The 14,354-nt window shown below is 73.3% G+C and carries 15 protein-coding genes; 9 read left to right on the top strand and 6 right to left on the bottom strand.

Going from position 1 to position 14,354, the window contains the following annotated elements:
* Positions 1-14 precede the first annotated feature (14 nt).
* From ACF08B_RS19115 to ACF08B_RS19105, 3 genes are all read left to right on the top strand, one after another.
* Positions 15-209 carry a DUF6191 domain-containing protein gene (locus ACF08B_RS19115; RefSeq protein WP_392318412.1) on the top strand — a complete coding sequence of 65 codons (195 nt, stop codon included), beginning with the start codon at positions 15-17 and terminating at the stop codon, positions 207-209.
* 7 nt (positions 210-216) lie between these two features.
* Positions 217-408 carry a hypothetical protein gene (locus tag ACF08B_RS19110; RefSeq protein ID WP_392318411.1) on the top strand — a complete coding sequence of 64 codons (192 nt, stop codon included), beginning with the start codon at positions 217-219 and terminating at the stop codon, positions 406-408.
* Between the two features lie 143 nt (positions 409-551).
* Positions 552-1,595, top strand: a complete 1,044-nt coding sequence (locus ACF08B_RS19105) for an NUDIX domain-containing protein (protein ID WP_392318410.1) — start codon at positions 552-554, stop codon at positions 1,593-1,595.
* A 342-nt stretch (positions 1,596-1,937) separates the two neighbouring features.
* Here the strand turns inward: ACF08B_RS19105 and ACF08B_RS19100 are convergent, their stop codons facing one another.
* Entirely contained in the window at positions 1,938-2,648 is a 711-nt protein-coding gene (locus tag ACF08B_RS19100) for an MBL fold metallo-hydrolase (protein WP_392318409.1), read from the bottom strand.
* Between the two features lie 61 nt (positions 2,649-2,709).
* A complete protein-coding gene (locus ACF08B_RS19095) occupies positions 2,710-4,062 on the bottom strand; it encodes a dipeptidase (RefSeq protein ID WP_392318408.1) in 1,353 nt (450 codons plus the stop codon).
* A 132-nt stretch (positions 4,063-4,194) separates the two neighbouring features.
* Here ACF08B_RS19095 and ACF08B_RS19090 point away from each other — a divergent pair, with 132 nt between their 5' ends.
* The gene (locus ACF08B_RS19090) at positions 4,195-5,439 is read left to right on the top strand and encodes a geranylgeranyl reductase family protein (protein WP_392318407.1); all 1,245 of its coding nucleotides are present in this window, start codon (positions 4,195-4,197) and stop codon (positions 5,437-5,439) included.
* On the opposite strand, the gene ACF08B_RS19085 is transcribed toward ACF08B_RS19090, so the two are convergent.
* On the bottom strand, positions 5,429-5,884 hold the full coding sequence (locus ACF08B_RS19085) for a nitroreductase family deazaflavin-dependent oxidoreductase (RefSeq protein ID WP_392318406.1): 456 nt from the start codon (positions 5,882-5,884) through the stop codon (positions 5,429-5,431). The genes ACF08B_RS19090 and ACF08B_RS19085 overlap by 11 nt on opposite strands.
* Positions 5,885-6,029: 145 nt before the next feature.
* Here ACF08B_RS19085 and ACF08B_RS19080 point away from each other — a divergent pair, with 145 nt between their 5' ends.
* The 3 genes from ACF08B_RS19080 (at position 6,030) to ACF08B_RS19070 (ending at position 8,887) form a co-directional block, all read left to right on the top strand.
* On the top strand, positions 6,030-6,719 hold the full coding sequence (locus tag ACF08B_RS19080; RefSeq protein ID WP_392318405.1) for a TetR/AcrR family transcriptional regulator: 690 nt from the start codon (positions 6,030-6,032) through the stop codon (positions 6,717-6,719).
* 282 nt (positions 6,720-7,001) lie between these two features.
* Positions 7,002-8,222, top strand: a complete 1,221-nt coding sequence (locus tag ACF08B_RS19075; protein ID WP_392318404.1) for a sensor histidine kinase — start codon at positions 7,002-7,004, stop codon at positions 8,220-8,222.
* Positions 8,219-8,887: a response regulator transcription factor gene (locus ACF08B_RS19070; protein WP_093479533.1), complete on the top strand. Its 669-nt coding sequence runs from the start codon at positions 8,219-8,221 to the stop codon at positions 8,885-8,887. The genes ACF08B_RS19075 and ACF08B_RS19070 overlap by 4 nt, the downstream gene beginning before the upstream one ends.
* Before the next feature lie 239 nt (positions 8,888-9,126).
* On the opposite strand, the gene ACF08B_RS19065 is transcribed toward ACF08B_RS19070, so the two are convergent.
* Positions 9,127-10,617: an MFS transporter gene (locus tag ACF08B_RS19065; protein ID WP_392318403.1), complete on the bottom strand. Its 1,491-nt coding sequence runs from the start codon at positions 10,615-10,617 to the stop codon at positions 9,127-9,129.
* Positions 10,618-10,702: 85 nt separating this feature from the next.
* Here ACF08B_RS19065 and ACF08B_RS19060 point away from each other — a divergent pair, with 85 nt between their 5' ends.
* Positions 10,703-11,101, top strand: a complete 399-nt coding sequence (locus ACF08B_RS19060; protein ID WP_392318402.1) for a MarR family winged helix-turn-helix transcriptional regulator — start codon at positions 10,703-10,705, stop codon at positions 11,099-11,101.
* Positions 11,102-11,108: 7 nt separating this feature from the next.
* Here the strand turns inward: ACF08B_RS19060 and ACF08B_RS19055 are convergent, their stop codons facing one another.
* Entirely contained in the window at positions 11,109-11,849 is a 741-nt protein-coding gene (locus ACF08B_RS19055) for a maleylpyruvate isomerase family mycothiol-dependent enzyme (protein ID WP_392318401.1), read from the bottom strand.
* A 516-nt stretch (positions 11,850-12,365) separates the two neighbouring features.
* Positions 12,366-13,535, bottom strand: coding sequence for an MFS transporter (locus tag ACF08B_RS19050; RefSeq protein WP_392318400.1), 1,170 nt, complete (start codon positions 13,533-13,535; stop codon positions 12,366-12,368).
* Between the two features lie 401 nt (positions 13,536-13,936).
* On the opposite strand from ACF08B_RS19050, the gene ACF08B_RS19045 reads away from it, so the two are divergent.
* Positions 13,937-14,332, top strand: coding sequence for a luciferase family protein (locus ACF08B_RS19045; RefSeq protein WP_392318399.1), 396 nt, complete (start codon positions 13,937-13,939; stop codon positions 14,330-14,332).
* Positions 14,333-14,354: the final 22 nt, after the last annotated feature.

The raw sequence follows: 14,354 nt of genomic DNA, 5'->3' as shown, positions 1-14,354 counted from the left end.
TTCGGCGCCGTGGCGTGATTCGCCGTCGTCCTGACCCTGCCGGGGCGCACGGCGCCCTGTCCCCGGGCAGGCAGCACGAACTGACGGAGCGGCGGTCCTCACTGGTGCTCCGCGACGACGAGGACGGGGCGCCCGCGCACCGCTCGACGGTCGACCCGCGGAGCGGAACCGCGGTGATCCGCGTGACCCCCGGGCGCCTGCGCAGTTGATCAGCGCATGAAGAAGCGCAGCATGCTCGCCATCGCCAGCCTCGCCACGGGATTCGTCGTGGCCGCCATCACGCCCTCCCACGCCGCGGACGAGGGAACGCTGAGCGACCTCAACGTCTCGGACACCCTCGACACGGCCGGTCACCTCGTCAGCCACGACAGTTTCGCCCTCGACGACGCCGTTGCGGGCCAGGAGTAGGCCCGACGTCGTACGGCGTATGTGCCGGTGTCCCCGCCGCCGAGGGCACCGGCACTCCCGTACGGGCGCCCTCACCGGGGCGGGGTTTCCGTGGCAGGGTGGAGCGGGCAAGCCACAGGGGGCCAACACAAGAGGGGGAGTCCGTGACCGTCGTCTGGATCAACGGCGCGTTCGGTGCGGGGAAGACCACCACCGCACGGGAACTGATCGAGCTGATCCCGAACAGCACGCTCTTCGACCCCGAGGTCGTCGGCGCGGCGCTCACGCATCTGCTGCCGGCCAAACGCCTGGCCGAGGTCAGTGACTTCCAGGACCTGCCGGTCTGGCGCCGGCTCGTGGTCGACACGGCGGCCGGGATGCTCGCCGAGCTGGGCGGGACCCTCGTGGTGCCCATGACCCTGCTCCGCCAGGAGTACCGCGACGAGATCTTCGGCGGACTCGCCGCCCGCAGGATTCCCGTGCACCACCTGCTCCTCGCTCCGGCCGAAACGATCCTGCGCGAGCGCATCGCGGCCCGGGAGATCCCCCCGGAACTGCCCGACGGCGAGATGCGGGTACGGCAGTGGTCGTACGACCACATCGAGCCCTACCGCACCGCCCTGCTGTCCTGGCTCACCTCGGACGCCCACCTGGTGGACACCAGCGCCCTCACCGCCCATGAGGCCGCCGCGCGCATCGCCGAGGCCGTCGGCAGCGGTGCCGTGCCGGCCTGCGACATCGTGCAGACCCCCGAACCCACCGCGGAGACGCTCGCCGCCGGTGTCCTCCTCTTCGACGAGGAGGACCGGGTGCTGCTCGTGGACCCCACCTACAAACCCGGCTGGGAGTTCCCCGGTGGTGTGGTGGAACGCGGCGAGGCACCGGCCCGGGCCGGCATGCGCGAGGTCGCCGAGGAGACGGGGATACGGCTCCAGGACGTGCCCCGGCTGCTCGTCGTGGACTGGGAGCGGCCCGCGCCGCCCGGATTCGGCGGGCTGCGGCTGCTGTTCGACGGGGGCCGGCTGGAGTCCGGCGAGGCGTCCCGGGTCCTGCTGCCGGGGCCGGAGCTTCGCGCCTGGCGTTTCGCCACCGAGCAGGAGGCCGCCGAGATGCTTCCCCCGGTCCGCTACGAACGGCTGCGCTGGGCTCTCCGGGCTCGAGAGCGGGGCAGTGCGCTGTACCTGGAGGCCGGAGTCCCGGTCGGCTGATCCCGCGCCGGAGGGCTTTGTCCTGCGGGGTGCGGATGAGTCGGCCGTTGCGTCGGGGGGGGGGCTGGACCGGGGTCGCCCGGCGCGGCGCTTCTGGCGCGGGGCCGGGCGGGCGGCGCGTTCCCCTGACCGTGGCGCCGGGCGGTCGTGGTGGGCGCTTCGGGTTCGTCGGGGGCGCTGTGGCCGGAGGCCGGGGTGTCGGCCGATCCCCGCGCCGGGGCCCGGCCCGGCAGGCTGCCTCGCGTGACACTGTTGCGGTGCAGCCGGCCGGGCGGCGCCTCCCCACGGGCGGGACGGGGGCTCTGTCCGGAGACCGGAGGGCCGGCGGGCCGGCCGTTCGGGTCAGGGGTGAGACGCGGCGGCGGCCCCGCACAGGGTGGCGGCGGCTCCACCGAGCACCGGGGCGCCGTGGCCGAAGCAGGCCACCTCCGGCTCCAGGTCAGCCAGCCGGCGGACGGAGTCGAGGAGGCGGGGCCGGTCGAGGTTGAACACTCCGGGCAGCACCGTCCCGTCGACGGGTGACGCGGCCACCGTGTCCCCGGTGAACAGCACGCCCTCCTCGGGCAGGAACAGCGCGATGCTGCCGTCGGTGTGCCCGGGGACGTGGAGCACCCGGGCGCCGCCGCCGAAGTCCAGCAGGTCACCGTCCGACAGGGCCGTGACCGCCGCCGGGGGCACCGGCGTGCCCTCGGGCAGGTGTTGCGCCGCCTCCGCGTGGATCGGCAGCTCCCACTCCTCGAAGCGCGGCGGCGGACCGGCCAGTTCGCCCCGGACGAACGGCGCGTCCAGATGGTGCGCCAGCACTTCCGCACCGCTCAGCGCGGCGAACTCGCCCGCTCCGCCCGCGTGGTCCTCGTGAAAATGGGTGAGGACGATCCGCCGTACGTCTCCGGGAGCGTGCCCCAGCGCCGAGACGGCCTCGGCGATGGGGCGGCCGGAGCCCGACGTGCCCGCGTCGATCAGCGTCAACCCGGCCTCGTCGCGCCAGAGGTAGGCCTGGCCGACCGGGAAGCGCAGGAGATGGAGGCGGGGCAGCAGTTCGACGAGGTCCATGCGCCGACCGTAGGCAGGGCCCCCGCCCGCAGGCGAGGGCCCTCTGCCACGGGCAGAACGGTCAGCCCGCGTAGTTGCGCAGGAAGAGCGCCTCCGCGACGGAGAGCTGCTCCAGCTCCGCCGGCGACACGCTCTCGTTGAGGGCGTGGATCTGCGCCTCCGGCTCGCTCAGGCCGATCAGCAGGATCTCCGCCTGCGGGTACAGGCCGGCAAGGGTGTTGCACAGCGGGATGGAGCCGCCCTCACCCGCGTACTGCATCGTCTCGCCCGGGTAGGCGACCGCCATCGCGTCGGCCATCGCCTGGTACGCCGGGGTGGAGACGTCGGCGCGGAACGCCTGGCCCTGCCCGATCTGCTCCGTGGTGACCCGGGCGCCCCACGGCGTGTGCGTCTCGATGTGGGCCTGGAGCAGCTTGGTCGCCTCCGCCGCGTCCACGCCCGGCGGAACCCGCAGGCTGATCAGGGCGCGGGCGCTCGCGTGCACGGACGGGGTGGCGCCGACGACCGGCGGGCAGTCGATGCCGAGGACGGTGACCGCCGGACGGGCCCAGAGGCGGTCGGCGACGGCGCCGCCGCCGATCAGCCCGACCTCGCCGAGCACCTTGGCGTCCGCGCGGAACTGTTCCTCGGGGTACTCCAGGCCCTCCCAGACGGCCGTGGCGTCGAGCCCGTCGACGGTCGTCGAACCGTCCTCCGCGCGCAACGAGTCCAGCACGCGGACGAGCGCGGCGAGCGCGTCCGGCGCGGCGCCGCCGAACTGGCCGGAGTGCAGGTTGCCGGCGAGGGTGTCGATGCGCACGCGGACCAGGGTCATGCCGCGCAGGGTGGTGGTGACCGTCGGCAGGCCGACGCGGAAGTTGCCGGCGTCACCGATGACGATCGTGTCGGCCTCCAGCAGCTCCGGGTGCTCCTCGGCGTAGCGCTCCAGGCCGCCCGTACCCTGCTCCTCCGAGCCCTCCACGATCACCTTGACGTTGACCGGGACGCCGCCGTTCGCCTTGAGGGCGCGCAGCGCGAGCAGGTGCATGATCACACCGCCCTTGCAGTCGGCGGCCCCGCGGCCGTACCAGCGGCCGTCGCGCTCGGTGAGCTCGAACGGCGGGGTGGTCCAGCCGGCCTCGTCCAGCGGCGGCTGGACGTCGTAGTGCGCGTACAGGAGAACCGTTTTGGCGCCCTCGGGGCCCGGCAGGTGGCCGTACACCGACTGCGTGCCGTCCGGGGTGTCCAGCAGGGCCACGTCGACGAAGCCCTCGGCGCGCAGCGCGTCGGCGATCCAGCTCGCGGCCGCCTCGCTCTCGCTCTTCGGGAACTGCGTGAAGTCCGCCACCGATTTGAAGGCGACCAGCTCGGTCAGCTCCGCCTTCGCGCGGGGCAGCAGCGAGGCTACGGTCTCGGCGACCGGATTCGACGACATGGGCACGCTCCTCGTGGGTGCGACGTTGAACGGGGTGAGTACCCCCGATACTCCCACAGTGGCCTGCGACGACGGCCGCCGTAGGATGCGAGGGACACTTCGGCGGCGGCTTGATCGGAGCGGTAGACCAACGTGAGCGGCGAGAACTCTTCGGCGGACGACGTGCGGCAGGTGTGGGACGTCGTCGTGGTGGGCGCGGGACCCGCGGGGGCTTCGGCCGCCTATGCGGCGGCGGTCGCGGGGCGGCGCGTACTGCTGCTGGAGAAAGCCGAGCTGCCCCGCTACAAGACGTGCGGCGGCGGCATCATCGGCCCCTCGCGCGACGCGCTGCCGCCCGGCTTCGAGCTGCCGTTCCGGGACCGGGTGCACGCGGTCACCTTCTCGAACAAAGGCCGCTTCACCCGTACCCGCCGTTCCCGGCAGATGCTGTTCGGCCTGATCAACCGGCCCGAGTTCGACCAGCAGCTGGTCGAGCACGCCCAGAAGGCGGGCGCCGAGCTGCGTACGGGCGTCACGGTGCAGCGGGTCGAGCAGCACGGCTCGGCGGTGCCGGACCGGCGCACGGTCGCCGTCGTCCTGCAGGGCGGGGAGACGGTGCTGGCCCGCGCGGTGGTCGGCGCCGACGGCAGCGCCAGCCGCATAGGGGCGCACGTCGGGGTGAAGCTGGACCAGGTGGACCTCGGCCTGGAGGCGGAGATCCCGGTGCCCGAGACGGTCGCCGAGGACTGGCGTGGGCGGGTCCTCATCGACTGGGGCCCGATGCCCGGCAGTTACGGCTGGGTGTTCCCTAAGGGCGACACGCTGACGGTCGGTGTGATCTCCGCGCGCGGGGAGGGCGCCGCCACCAAGCGCTACCTGGAGGACTTCATCGGCCGCCTCGGCCTGTCCGGTTTCGAACCGGCCATTTCCTCCGGCCACTTGACCCGCTGCCGTGCCGACGACTCCCCGCTGTCCCGCGGCCGGGTGCTGGTCTGCGGGGACGCGGCCGGGCTGCTGGAGCCGTGGACCCGCGAGGGCATCTCCTTCGCGCTGCGCTCGGGCCGGCTGGCGGGGGAGTGGGCCGTCCGTGTCGCCGAGGCGCACGACGCGGTGGACGCCCGCCGCCAGGCCCTCAACTACGCGTTCGCCGTCAAGGCGGGGCTCGGTGTCGAGATGAGCGTCGGCAAACGGATGCTGGCCGCGTTCGAGAGGCGTCCCGGGCTGTTCCACGCGGCCCTCACCGGCTTCCGTCCCGCCTGGAAGGCCTTCAAGGAGATCACTCAGGGCTCCACCTCGCTGGGTGAGCTGGTGCGCGCCCATCCGCTCGCCCAGCGCGCCCTGACCGCGCTGGACCGCAATGCGGTGGCCGCGCCCGCGGAGGAGCTGGTCAGCCCGTGACGGTGATCCGGAAGACGGGGTGGTCGCCGGCGCAGGCGATGATCTCCGCGTCGGAGGACTTGGCGGTCACCCCGGCGAAGTACTGGTTGACCTCCCAGCCCCACTTCTCCAGATAGGTGCGCAGTACGGGGAGCTTCTCGGCGTCGGGAAGCTCCACCGCGGTGAAGGGGCGCACCTTGCGGCCGACGCGCAGTTCCCCGCCCCCGGCGGCGCGCATGTTCCGCACCCACTGGGAGTGGCCGCGCGCGGAGACCAGGTACCGCTCTCCCCCGTAGGTGTGCGGGTTGACCGGGATGCGCTGCATCTTGCCGCTCTTGCGTCCGGGCACGGACATCTCGGCGGTGCCCATGAGGCTGATGCCGTGCCGGGCGAGCCAGCCGATCACGCCGTTCATGCGGACGGTGAACGGGCTGCCCTTGAGGTAGTAGGGCGAAGACGACGACATGGTGACCCCCACGATTCGGGAGAGCGGTGCTCTCGCTCGACTCCAGTGTGGAGCAGACGAGTGCGCACCGCAAGAGCAGTGCTCTCTTTTTTGGGCACCGCTCTCGTCCGTGTGCACCGCTCTCTGACCGTGGCACACTGCTGGGATGAGCAGCGCACAGGGAGCCCGCGCACGGGCCAGGGCCGAAGTCACCGCGGCCATCAAGGAGGCGGCCCGCAGACAGCTGGCGGCAGAGGGGGCGGCCAAGCTCTCGCTGCGGGCCGTCGCCCGTGAACTCGGCATGGTCTCGTCGGCCGTGTACCGGTACTTCCCCAGCCGGGACGAGTTGCTGACCGCGCTCATCATCGACGCCTACGACTCTCTCGGCGAGGCGGCGGAGCGGGCACGGGACGCGGCGGCCGGCGGCACGCACCTGGAACGCTGGACGGCCGTGTGCGAGGCGGTGCGCGGCTGGGCGCTCACTCATCCGCACGAGTACGCGCTGATCTACGGCTCGCCCGTGCCCGGCTACTCGGCCCCCGAGACCACCGTCCCCGCCGCGTCCCGCGTCGGCCTCGCCCTCATCGGCATCATCCGCGACGCCCACCAGGGGCCCGGCCTCGCCGTCCCGGCGCTCCCCGACTACCTGCGCCCCGAGGCGGAACGGATCGCGGCGGACATCGCGCCGGAGCTGCCGCCCGAGGCGGCCGCGCCGATGGTCGCGGTCTGGGCGCAGCTGTTCGGCCTGATCGGATTCGAACTCTTCGGCCAGTTCAACCGCGTGGTGGAGGACCGCGCCCCCTTCTTCCGGCACGCGGTCGGCCGCTTGGCCCACGAGGTGGGGCTGTCGGGCTAGGCACCGGTCCGGTCGCGCCACCGTCCCGCCGGGTGCGCCCCGCACGGGGAGCGGCCGGGGCCCGCGGGCTTGGTGGGGCCGGCCGCGAGGTGGCGCCGACGCGACGACGAAGGGTCCGTGAGAACGGACCCCGCGAGGTGACGGGGGACCCGGCAGTCGGGCCGGCGTACGAGCCCCGAGGGGCGCACCCTGCACACCGGCGGGCGTACTCCCCGGGGAGTATCGGTGATCACCTCGTCCGGCTGACGCCCGCGTGGCCGGTTGCCGTCTAGCGTGGCGGACATGGAAGAGGAGCACGCAGGCGGTCCCTCGCACTGGTGGCGGTACGGACCCCCGTGGTGGAACCGGCACCACGACCCGGAGGCGTACCGCTCCCGGCTGCCCTGGCGCTCCACCGCGCTCATCACCGCGTTCGTGCTGATCGGCACCAACTTCTCCGCGCACGAGCAGCAGCACCGCGTACCCCTCGACGGCTACGGACGCGCCCTGCTGATCGTCGCCTCGCTCCTGCTGCTGTGGCGGCACCGCCACCCGGTGGCCGTGACGTTCGGCACGACGGCGGCGGCCCTCGCCTATCTGGCCCTCGGCTACCCGTACGGCCCCGTCTTCCTCACCGTCGCCGTCGCCTGCTTCAGCGCGGTCGTCGCCGGCCACCGGCGGGCCGCCTGGACGTCCATCGGCCTGCTGTGGGCCGGACACGCCCTGGTCGCGCTGTGGCTCTACCGCTGGCTGCCACCCGCCGGGGACGAACGGGCGGGCCTCACCCAGGAGGTCGTCCTGGCCACCTGGGTGCTGGCGATCGTCGCCGTGGCCGAACTGGCCCGCGTGCGACGCGAGCAGTGGGCGCGCGAACGCGCGGACCGCGCCGAGGCGGCCAGGCGGCGCGCCGACGAGGAACGGCTGCGGATCGCCCGCGAACTGCACGACGTCCTCGCGCACAGCATCTCCGTCATCAACGTCCAGGCGGGCATGGGCCTGGTGCTCCTCGACAGCGATCCCGAGCAGGCCCGGGCCGCGCTCACGACCATCAAGGCCGCCAGCAAGGAGGCGCTGGGGGAGGTCCGCCAGGTCCTCGACACCCTGCGCGCCCCCGGTGCCGCGCCGCGCGCCCCCGCCCCGGGGCTCGACCGACTGCCCGAACTCGTGGAGCAGGCGGCGGCAGCGGGACTCACCGTGGAGATCGAGGGCCGGTCGCCGCACCTGCCGCCGGGCGCCGACCTGGCCGCGTTCCGCATCGTCCAGGAGGCCCTCACCAACGTCGTACGGCACTCGGGATCGCGGCACGCGCGCGTGCACCTCGCCCATGACGCCGGAGGGTTGCGGCTGCGGATCGAGGACGACGGACCCGCCACCGGCGCGGACGCCGGGGGCAGCGGGAACGGACTGGCCGGAATGCGGGAGCGGGCCGCCGCGCTGGGTGGCACCATCGAGGCGGGCCCACGCCCCGACGGTGGCTTCCGGGTGCTCGCCGTACTGCCGTCGCGCCTCAGGGAGGACCAGTGATCCGGGTACTGCTCGCCGACGACCAGTCCCTGGTGCGGGCGGGGTTCCGGGCGCTGCTGGACGCGCAGCCGGACATCGGGGTGAGCGGCGAGGCCGCCGACGGCGAGGAGGCGCTGCGCCTGGTGGGCGAACTGCGGCCGGACGTCGTCCTCATGGACATCCGCATGCCCCTGCTGGACGGACTGGCCGCCACCCGCCGCATCACCGGGGACGCGGAGCTGAAGGACGTGAAGGTGGTCATGCTCACCACCTTCGAACTGGACGAGTACGTCTTCGAGGCGATCCGCGCGGGCGCCTCCGGCTTCCTGGTCAAGGACACGGAACCGGAGGAACTCCTGCGCGCCGTACGGGCCGTGGTCGAAGGGGACGCGCTGCTGTCCCCGGGTGTCACCCGCCGGCTGATCGCCGAGTTCGCGGCCCGTTCGAAGGAGCCCGCGGCGGCCGGCACGCTCTCCCTGCTGACCGAACGGGAGCGGGAGGTGATGGCGCTGGTGGGCATCGGCCTGTCCAACGAGGAGATCGCCCGCCGCCTGGTCGTCAGCCCGCTCACCGCCAAGACTCATGTGAGCCGCACGATGGTGAAGCTCGGCGCCCGGGACCGCGCCCAACTCGTCGTGCTCGCCTACGAGTCGGGCCTGGTGCGGCCGGGCTGGCTGGGCGGCTGAGCGCACCGTTTCCAGGTCGTGCCGCCGATCCGGCCGCCTCCCGGTGGGCTGCCGTACGACGACCCCGGCAAGCCCGGCCGGGGCAGCGGTCAGGCCCGCCCGCCCTGGCCCGGCGCCCGGACGCACGCCACCCCGAGCCGGGACCCGGCCGGCCCGCGGGGCGCGCAGGCGTGCGCCCGGCGGGCCGGTCAGGTCGCCGCCGGGCGCACGTACGGAGGCGTTCCCCTCCGGGCGGAGCCTCAGTCGCCGACGGCGACGCGCTCCACCTCCGCCTCCTCCACGGTGGACCTGGCGACCACGACCGACGGCACGCCGGGCCGGCGGCGCAGTCCGGTGAGGGTGATGAGCAGACCGACGGCCGCGATGCCGGTGACGACCACGAAGCCCGGACGGTAGCTGTCGAGGACGGCCTGTGCGGTCGCGTGGGCGGGGGCGCCCGCGGTGACCACCGCCGTCACCACCGCCAGGAAGATGGCTCCGCCGACCTGGACCGAGGTGTTGAGCAGACCGGAGACCATGCCCTGCTCGTGGTCCTCGACCCCGTTGGTGGCCTGGATGTTGAGCGAGGGGAAGACCAGCGCGCAGGCCGCGCCGATCAGCAGCATCGAGGGCAGGACGACGGCCGCGTACACCGGGTCCAGGTCGACGCGCAGGAACAGCGCGTACCCGAGGACCATCAGCGCGAAGCCGGTCGCGATCAGCCGCGGGGTGCCGAACCGGTCGACGATCGCGCCGACCTTGGTGGAGGACACCGCCACCAGCGCGCCCGCCGGCAGGAAGGCGAGCGCCGTGTGCAGCGCGGACCAGCCGAGCAGGGACTGCATGTACAGCGTGGTGAGGAACTGGAAGCCGACGTAGGAGCCGAAGAAGGCGATCGCGCCGAGCTGGGCGCGGATCTGGCTGCCCGAGCGGAGCACTCCCAACCGGATCAGCGGGCTGGGCGAGCGCCGCTCGACCGCCACGAACGCGGTCAGCAGTACCGCGACGGCCAGGAAGGACAGCAGGGTGCGGGCCGAGGCCCAGCCGGCCTGCGGGGCCTGGACGACGGTGAACACCAGCAGCAGCATCGACGCGGTGCCGAGGACGGCGCCGGGGATGTCGTAACCGGCGTGGTTCTCCTCGCGGGCGCTGCGCGGCAGCAGCTTGAGGCCGGCGAGGAGGGCGATCAGGGCGATCGGTGCGGGCAGCAGCATGGTGAGGCGCCAGCTGGCCTCGGTGAGCAGACCGGACAGCACCAGGCCCATGGAGAACCCGGTGGCGGCGCAGGTGGTGTAGATGGAGAGGGCGCGGTTGCGCAGCGGACCCTCGGGGAACGTCGTGGTGATGATCGACAGGCCGGCCGGCGCGGTGAAGGCGGCGCTGAGCCCCTTGACGAAGCGGCTGGCGATCAGCAGCGGACCGGAGTCCACGAGCCCGCCGAGCAGGGAGGCCAGCGCGAAGACGCCGAGGGCCACCAGGAACACCCGGCGCCGGCCGAGCAGGTCCGCCGTCCGGCCGCCGAGCAGGAGCAGGCCGCCGTATCCCAGGATGTAGCCGCTGACGATCCATTGCAGCGTCGACGTGGACAGATGCAGGTCGGAGCCGATGGACGGCAGCGCGACGCCGACCATCGACACGTCGAGCGCGTCCAGGAACATCGCGGCGCACAGCACCAGCAGGGTGCCCCACAGCCGGGGAGTCCAGCGAACTCCCGAGGACGGGGTCGTGGGGGTGGTGAGCGGAGAGGTCATGCCGACGACACTACATGCATATGCATCGAATGCAAGCGCATTTAATTACGATGCAACAATTCGCTTTCTCTGCTACGGTGCGCTCATGGCGGCGAACAAGGCCGAGCAGGCGCTCGCGGAGCAGTGGCGGGACATTCTGGCCCTGCATGCCCGCACCCAGTGCGAGCTGGACCGGGAACTGCACGGACACGGGCTGTGCGCCAGCGACTTCGAGGTCCTCGACCTGCTGGCCGAGGGGTCCTCGGCGGACGGCGGCTGCGCCTATCGCGTGCAGGAGATCTCCGACCGCGTGCATCTCAGTCAGAGCGCGCTGTCCCGGCTCGTCGGCCGGCTGGAGAAGGACGGCCTGGTCGAGCGGGCCATGTGTGCCGAGGACCGGCGTGGGGTGCGCGTGATGCTCACCGAGAAGGGGCGCGCGCTGCACGGTGAGGTACGGCCCGTGCAACGCGCGGTACTGGCGAGGATGCTGGACGAGTCGGGCTGACCGGCCGTCAGATACCCGATGCCTCTCGCCACAGGGTGGCGAGCGAGTGGTCACCGGTCACGCTCGGCACCGGCGCCCGGTTCCACAGCGCCAGATACAACTGCTCGGCGGGCCCCGACAGTTCGGCCTCGGCGGCTCCGACTTCCGCCCGCACGGTCACCGGTGGCTCGGTGGTGAGCCGTACGGTCCACACCGCGTCCGCCCCGGCGTCCAGCGCACGTACGCGCAGCGCACGGGGCGCCTCGCTGCGGACCCGGCTCCGGGAGCGGGCGTGGAAGCCGCGCAGCAACTCGTCTATGCCGTCCGCCGCGAAGTCCGGTGCGATCGGGGTGGCCGTACCGCCGCGTGCCGCTTCCGCGTCGTAGCGGTGCACGGTCGTCTCGTGTGCCTGCCGCCGGATCCAGAACGCCAGCGGTGAGGGTCCGGACGCGGGGAGGAAGGTCCAGCACTCCACGTCGGAGGGTGCGGTGGTCAGGGTGTCGACGAGCAGCCGGTGGCTGTCCCGGTACCAGTCCACGAGCTCGGCGCCGTCCAGGCCGGGCGCCTCTCCGAGGGGGCGCGGCGTGGTGTGCCCGTCGGCCACGAAGGCCGCGGCCCATCGGTGCACGGCTCCTGTGTGCCGCAGCAGGTCGCGCACCTGCCACTCCGGGCAGGTCGGCACCTTGGCGTCGGGACCGGCCTCGGCGGCGGCCGCCGCGAGCAACCGTCCTTCCCGGTCCAGGGTCTGAAGGAACTCGGCAGTCTCCATGCGGTGAGTGTGCCGGACGGGGCGGGCGCGTGGGATACCGGCCCTCCGCGGCCCGCGCCGACGGGCCGGTCCGCGGGACGACGCGAGAGCGGGCCGGGGGTGGGTACCGAGTGGTCGCCCGGGGGATCGACGACGTCGACTGTTCACGCGTGCCGTCTCGGCTTGGAGCGATTCGCCTGCCACGTCGACCCGGGTCCGGTGCCGAACGACCGCCTGGCTGCTCTCGCCCGCACGCGCAGGAGATCGTCGCGTCGCCACCTCCGGGCCCCGCTGCGACCGCAGGCTTCGACGTCGACCGCCCGGATGGCGAGCGGCTGTCCGGCCGCTCCCGGCCCGGTTCCCCAGGGCCGACGCGGCGGGTGAACCGTTGACCACCGGCCTTTTCGGCCCGGAGCCGGTGCGGCGAGCGACCGCAGGACTTCACGCCGGCCGGCCATGCCGGATGGGTGACCTCGCGGCGGCTGCGGGCTACTGGGTCGGCACCCGCTCCCGCCCCCGTCGCCGGAGGGGCACCCCTCAGCCGCCCATCGCTCGCCGCGTCGACACCGCGATCACCGTCGCGACGGCGGCCAGCGCGGCCACGCTGGTGAGGGCGACGGGGAGGGAGAACCAGTCGGCCATGAAGCCGATCGCGGGTGGTCCGAGCAGCATGCCGCCGTAGCCCAGGGTGGACGCGACGGCCACGCCCGACGGCCCGGCCAGGGCGCCGGCCCGCTCGACGGCGACCGGGAAGAGATTGGCGAGCCCGAGTCCCGTGACGGCGAAGCCGACCAGTGCCGCCCAGACGGAGGGTGCGAGGGAGCCGAGCAGCATGCCCGCGGAGGCGACCGTGCCGCCGGCGATCACGGTCCGGGCCCGGCCGAGGCGCGCCAGCAGCGTCGAGCCCGTCAGCCTGCCGAGGGTCATCGCCAGCGCGAAACACGCGTACCCGGCGGCGGCCGTCCCGGCGGACGCGGCCAGGTCCTGCTGGAGGTGGAGCGCGCCCCAGTCGGCCATGGCGCCTTCGCCGTAGGCGGTGCACAGGGCGACGAGACCGAAGACGACGACCAGCCCGCGGCCCCCCGTCCCCCGTGCGGCGGAGTGCTTCTCGGCCGGTGAGGAGGGTGTGCGGTGGACGGGTGCCGGAGCCTCGTGCCGCAGCAGGGTGCGTCCGGCCACCGCCGTGACGAGGAGCCCGATCAGGGTGAGACCGAGCAGATGGCGGGTCGGGGAGAGGAAGCCGGCGACCAGCCCGCCGAGGCCGGCGCCGATCATCCCGCCCAGGCTGAACGCGGCGTGGAAGCTCGGCATGATCGGCCTGCGCAGGGCGGCCACCAGATCGACGGCGGCACTGTTGAAAGCGACGTTCACACCCCCGTACGCCGCGCCGAAGAGAAGCAGGACGGCACCGAGCGCCGCTGCCGAGTGGGTGAGCGGAGGCAGCGCGACGCTGAACGCGAGCACCACCATGCACGCGACGGTCACCGGATGACTGCCGTAGCGGCGGCACAGCCGGCCGGTCAGCGTCATCGTGAGAACGGCGCCCGCGGAGACGCCGAGCAGCGCGAGCCCGAGCGAGCCGGCGGACGCGTGTGTCTGATGCTTGATGTCGGGGATGCGGACGACCCAGCCCGCGAAGATGAAGCCGTCCAGCGCGAAGAAGGCGGTGATCGCCACGCGCAGACGAGCAAGGTCCTGGCCCGGCACGACGCTGTGCGTTCGGGTTTTGTTTATTAGCGGCACAAAACCAGGCTAGGGCGGCCCTGGGCCGGTGGGCAAGTGAGCGGCCGGGGGCGGCCGACGTGCTCGCGTCAAGGGATGGGTCACGTGCGGAGCCTGTGGGCGCCGGCGGTGAGGTGACGAGGAGTGGTGCCGGGGCCCGCTTCCGTCGGTTGCGAGGCGGTATGTCGTAGGCGTGGTACGTCTCTTGGTGTACTCGACCTGCGGCGACGTGCGGGCATGGCCCGGCGGGTCCGGACAACGGACCTCGGTGGACGGCCTGTTCGGGGGTGTACACGCGTACGGGCACGGCCGCCTTGGCGGATGCGGGACGGTTAATGCTCGCTCACAAGCTGGTTGCGGGCGGGTGAGCGCGTCATGATGGGCCCATGACGTTGGCCTCGCGCGCGCTCGCGCAACTGGCGACCTGGCCGGACCTGAGACCGGCCGTGCCGAGCTGCGGCCTGGGGCAGGCCGTGAGTTCGGTTCAGGGCGAGATCGCCCACTTCCACTCCGACCGGGATGTGGACCTGAGACTGACGGACCGGGCCGTCCGCCGGTTCGCCAAGGACTTCAAGGGCTCGGGGGCGATCAGAATCGTGCCCGGCTCGCCGTGGGTGACTCTGCGCCTCGACGCCGCGAGCGACGTCGACCTGCTCCTGACCCTGGTGAGCGTGGCGCTCCAGGCCCAGGAGACGTGGCCCGACCCGGCCGACCGGCCGCTGTCCGGCTGCAACGACCAACGGGGCGCGGGCTTCGTGAAGGCCGACCTCGGCGCGTTCTGAGCCCGCGGCCGGGCATGCCGGG

Origin of the sequence: Streptomyces sp. NPDC015139 (assembly GCF_043079785.1) — a bacterium.
In the GTDB taxonomy this organism is placed as follows: domain Bacteria; phylum Actinomycetota; class Actinomycetes; order Streptomycetales; family Streptomycetaceae; genus Streptomyces; species Streptomyces albidocamelliae.
This window is presented reverse-complemented; position numbering and strand designations above follow the sequence as displayed.

What these genes read in the sequence shown, in the direction of transcription:
- ACF08B_RS19110 (WP_392318411.1), top strand. Translation starts at nt 217, where the DNA reads ATGAAGAAGCGCAGCATGCTCGCCATCGCCAGCCTCGCCACGGGATTC.
- ACF08B_RS19100 (WP_392318409.1), bottom strand. Translation starts at nt 2,648, where the DNA reads ATGGACCTCGTCGAACTGCTGCCCCGCCTCCATCTCCTGCGCTTCCCG.
- ACF08B_RS19095 (WP_392318408.1), bottom strand. Translation starts at nt 4,062, where the DNA reads ATGTCGTCGAATCCGGTCGCCGAGACCGTAGCCTCGCTGCTGCCCCGC.
- ACF08B_RS19085 (WP_392318406.1), bottom strand. Translation starts at nt 5,884, where the DNA reads ATGTCGTCGTCTTCGCCCTACTACCTCAAGGGCAGCCCGTTCACCGTC.
- ACF08B_RS19080 (WP_392318405.1), top strand. Translation starts at nt 6,030, where the DNA reads ATGAGCAGCGCACAGGGAGCCCGCGCACGGGCCAGGGCCGAAGTCACC.
- ACF08B_RS19075 (WP_392318404.1), top strand. Translation starts at nt 7,002, where the DNA reads ATGGAAGAGGAGCACGCAGGCGGTCCCTCGCACTGGTGGCGGTACGGA.
- ACF08B_RS19065 (WP_392318403.1), bottom strand. Translation starts at nt 10,617, where the DNA reads ATGACCTCTCCGCTCACCACCCCCACGACCCCGTCCTCGGGAGTTCGC.
- ACF08B_RS19060 (WP_392318402.1), top strand. Translation starts at nt 10,703, where the DNA reads ATGGCGGCGAACAAGGCCGAGCAGGCGCTCGCGGAGCAGTGGCGGGAC.
- ACF08B_RS19055 (WP_392318401.1), bottom strand. Translation starts at nt 11,849, where the DNA reads ATGGAGACTGCCGAGTTCCTTCAGACCCTGGACCGGGAAGGACGGTTG.
- ACF08B_RS19045 (WP_392318399.1), top strand. Translation starts at nt 13,937, where the DNA reads ATGACGTTGGCCTCGCGCGCGCTCGCGCAACTGGCGACCTGGCCGGAC.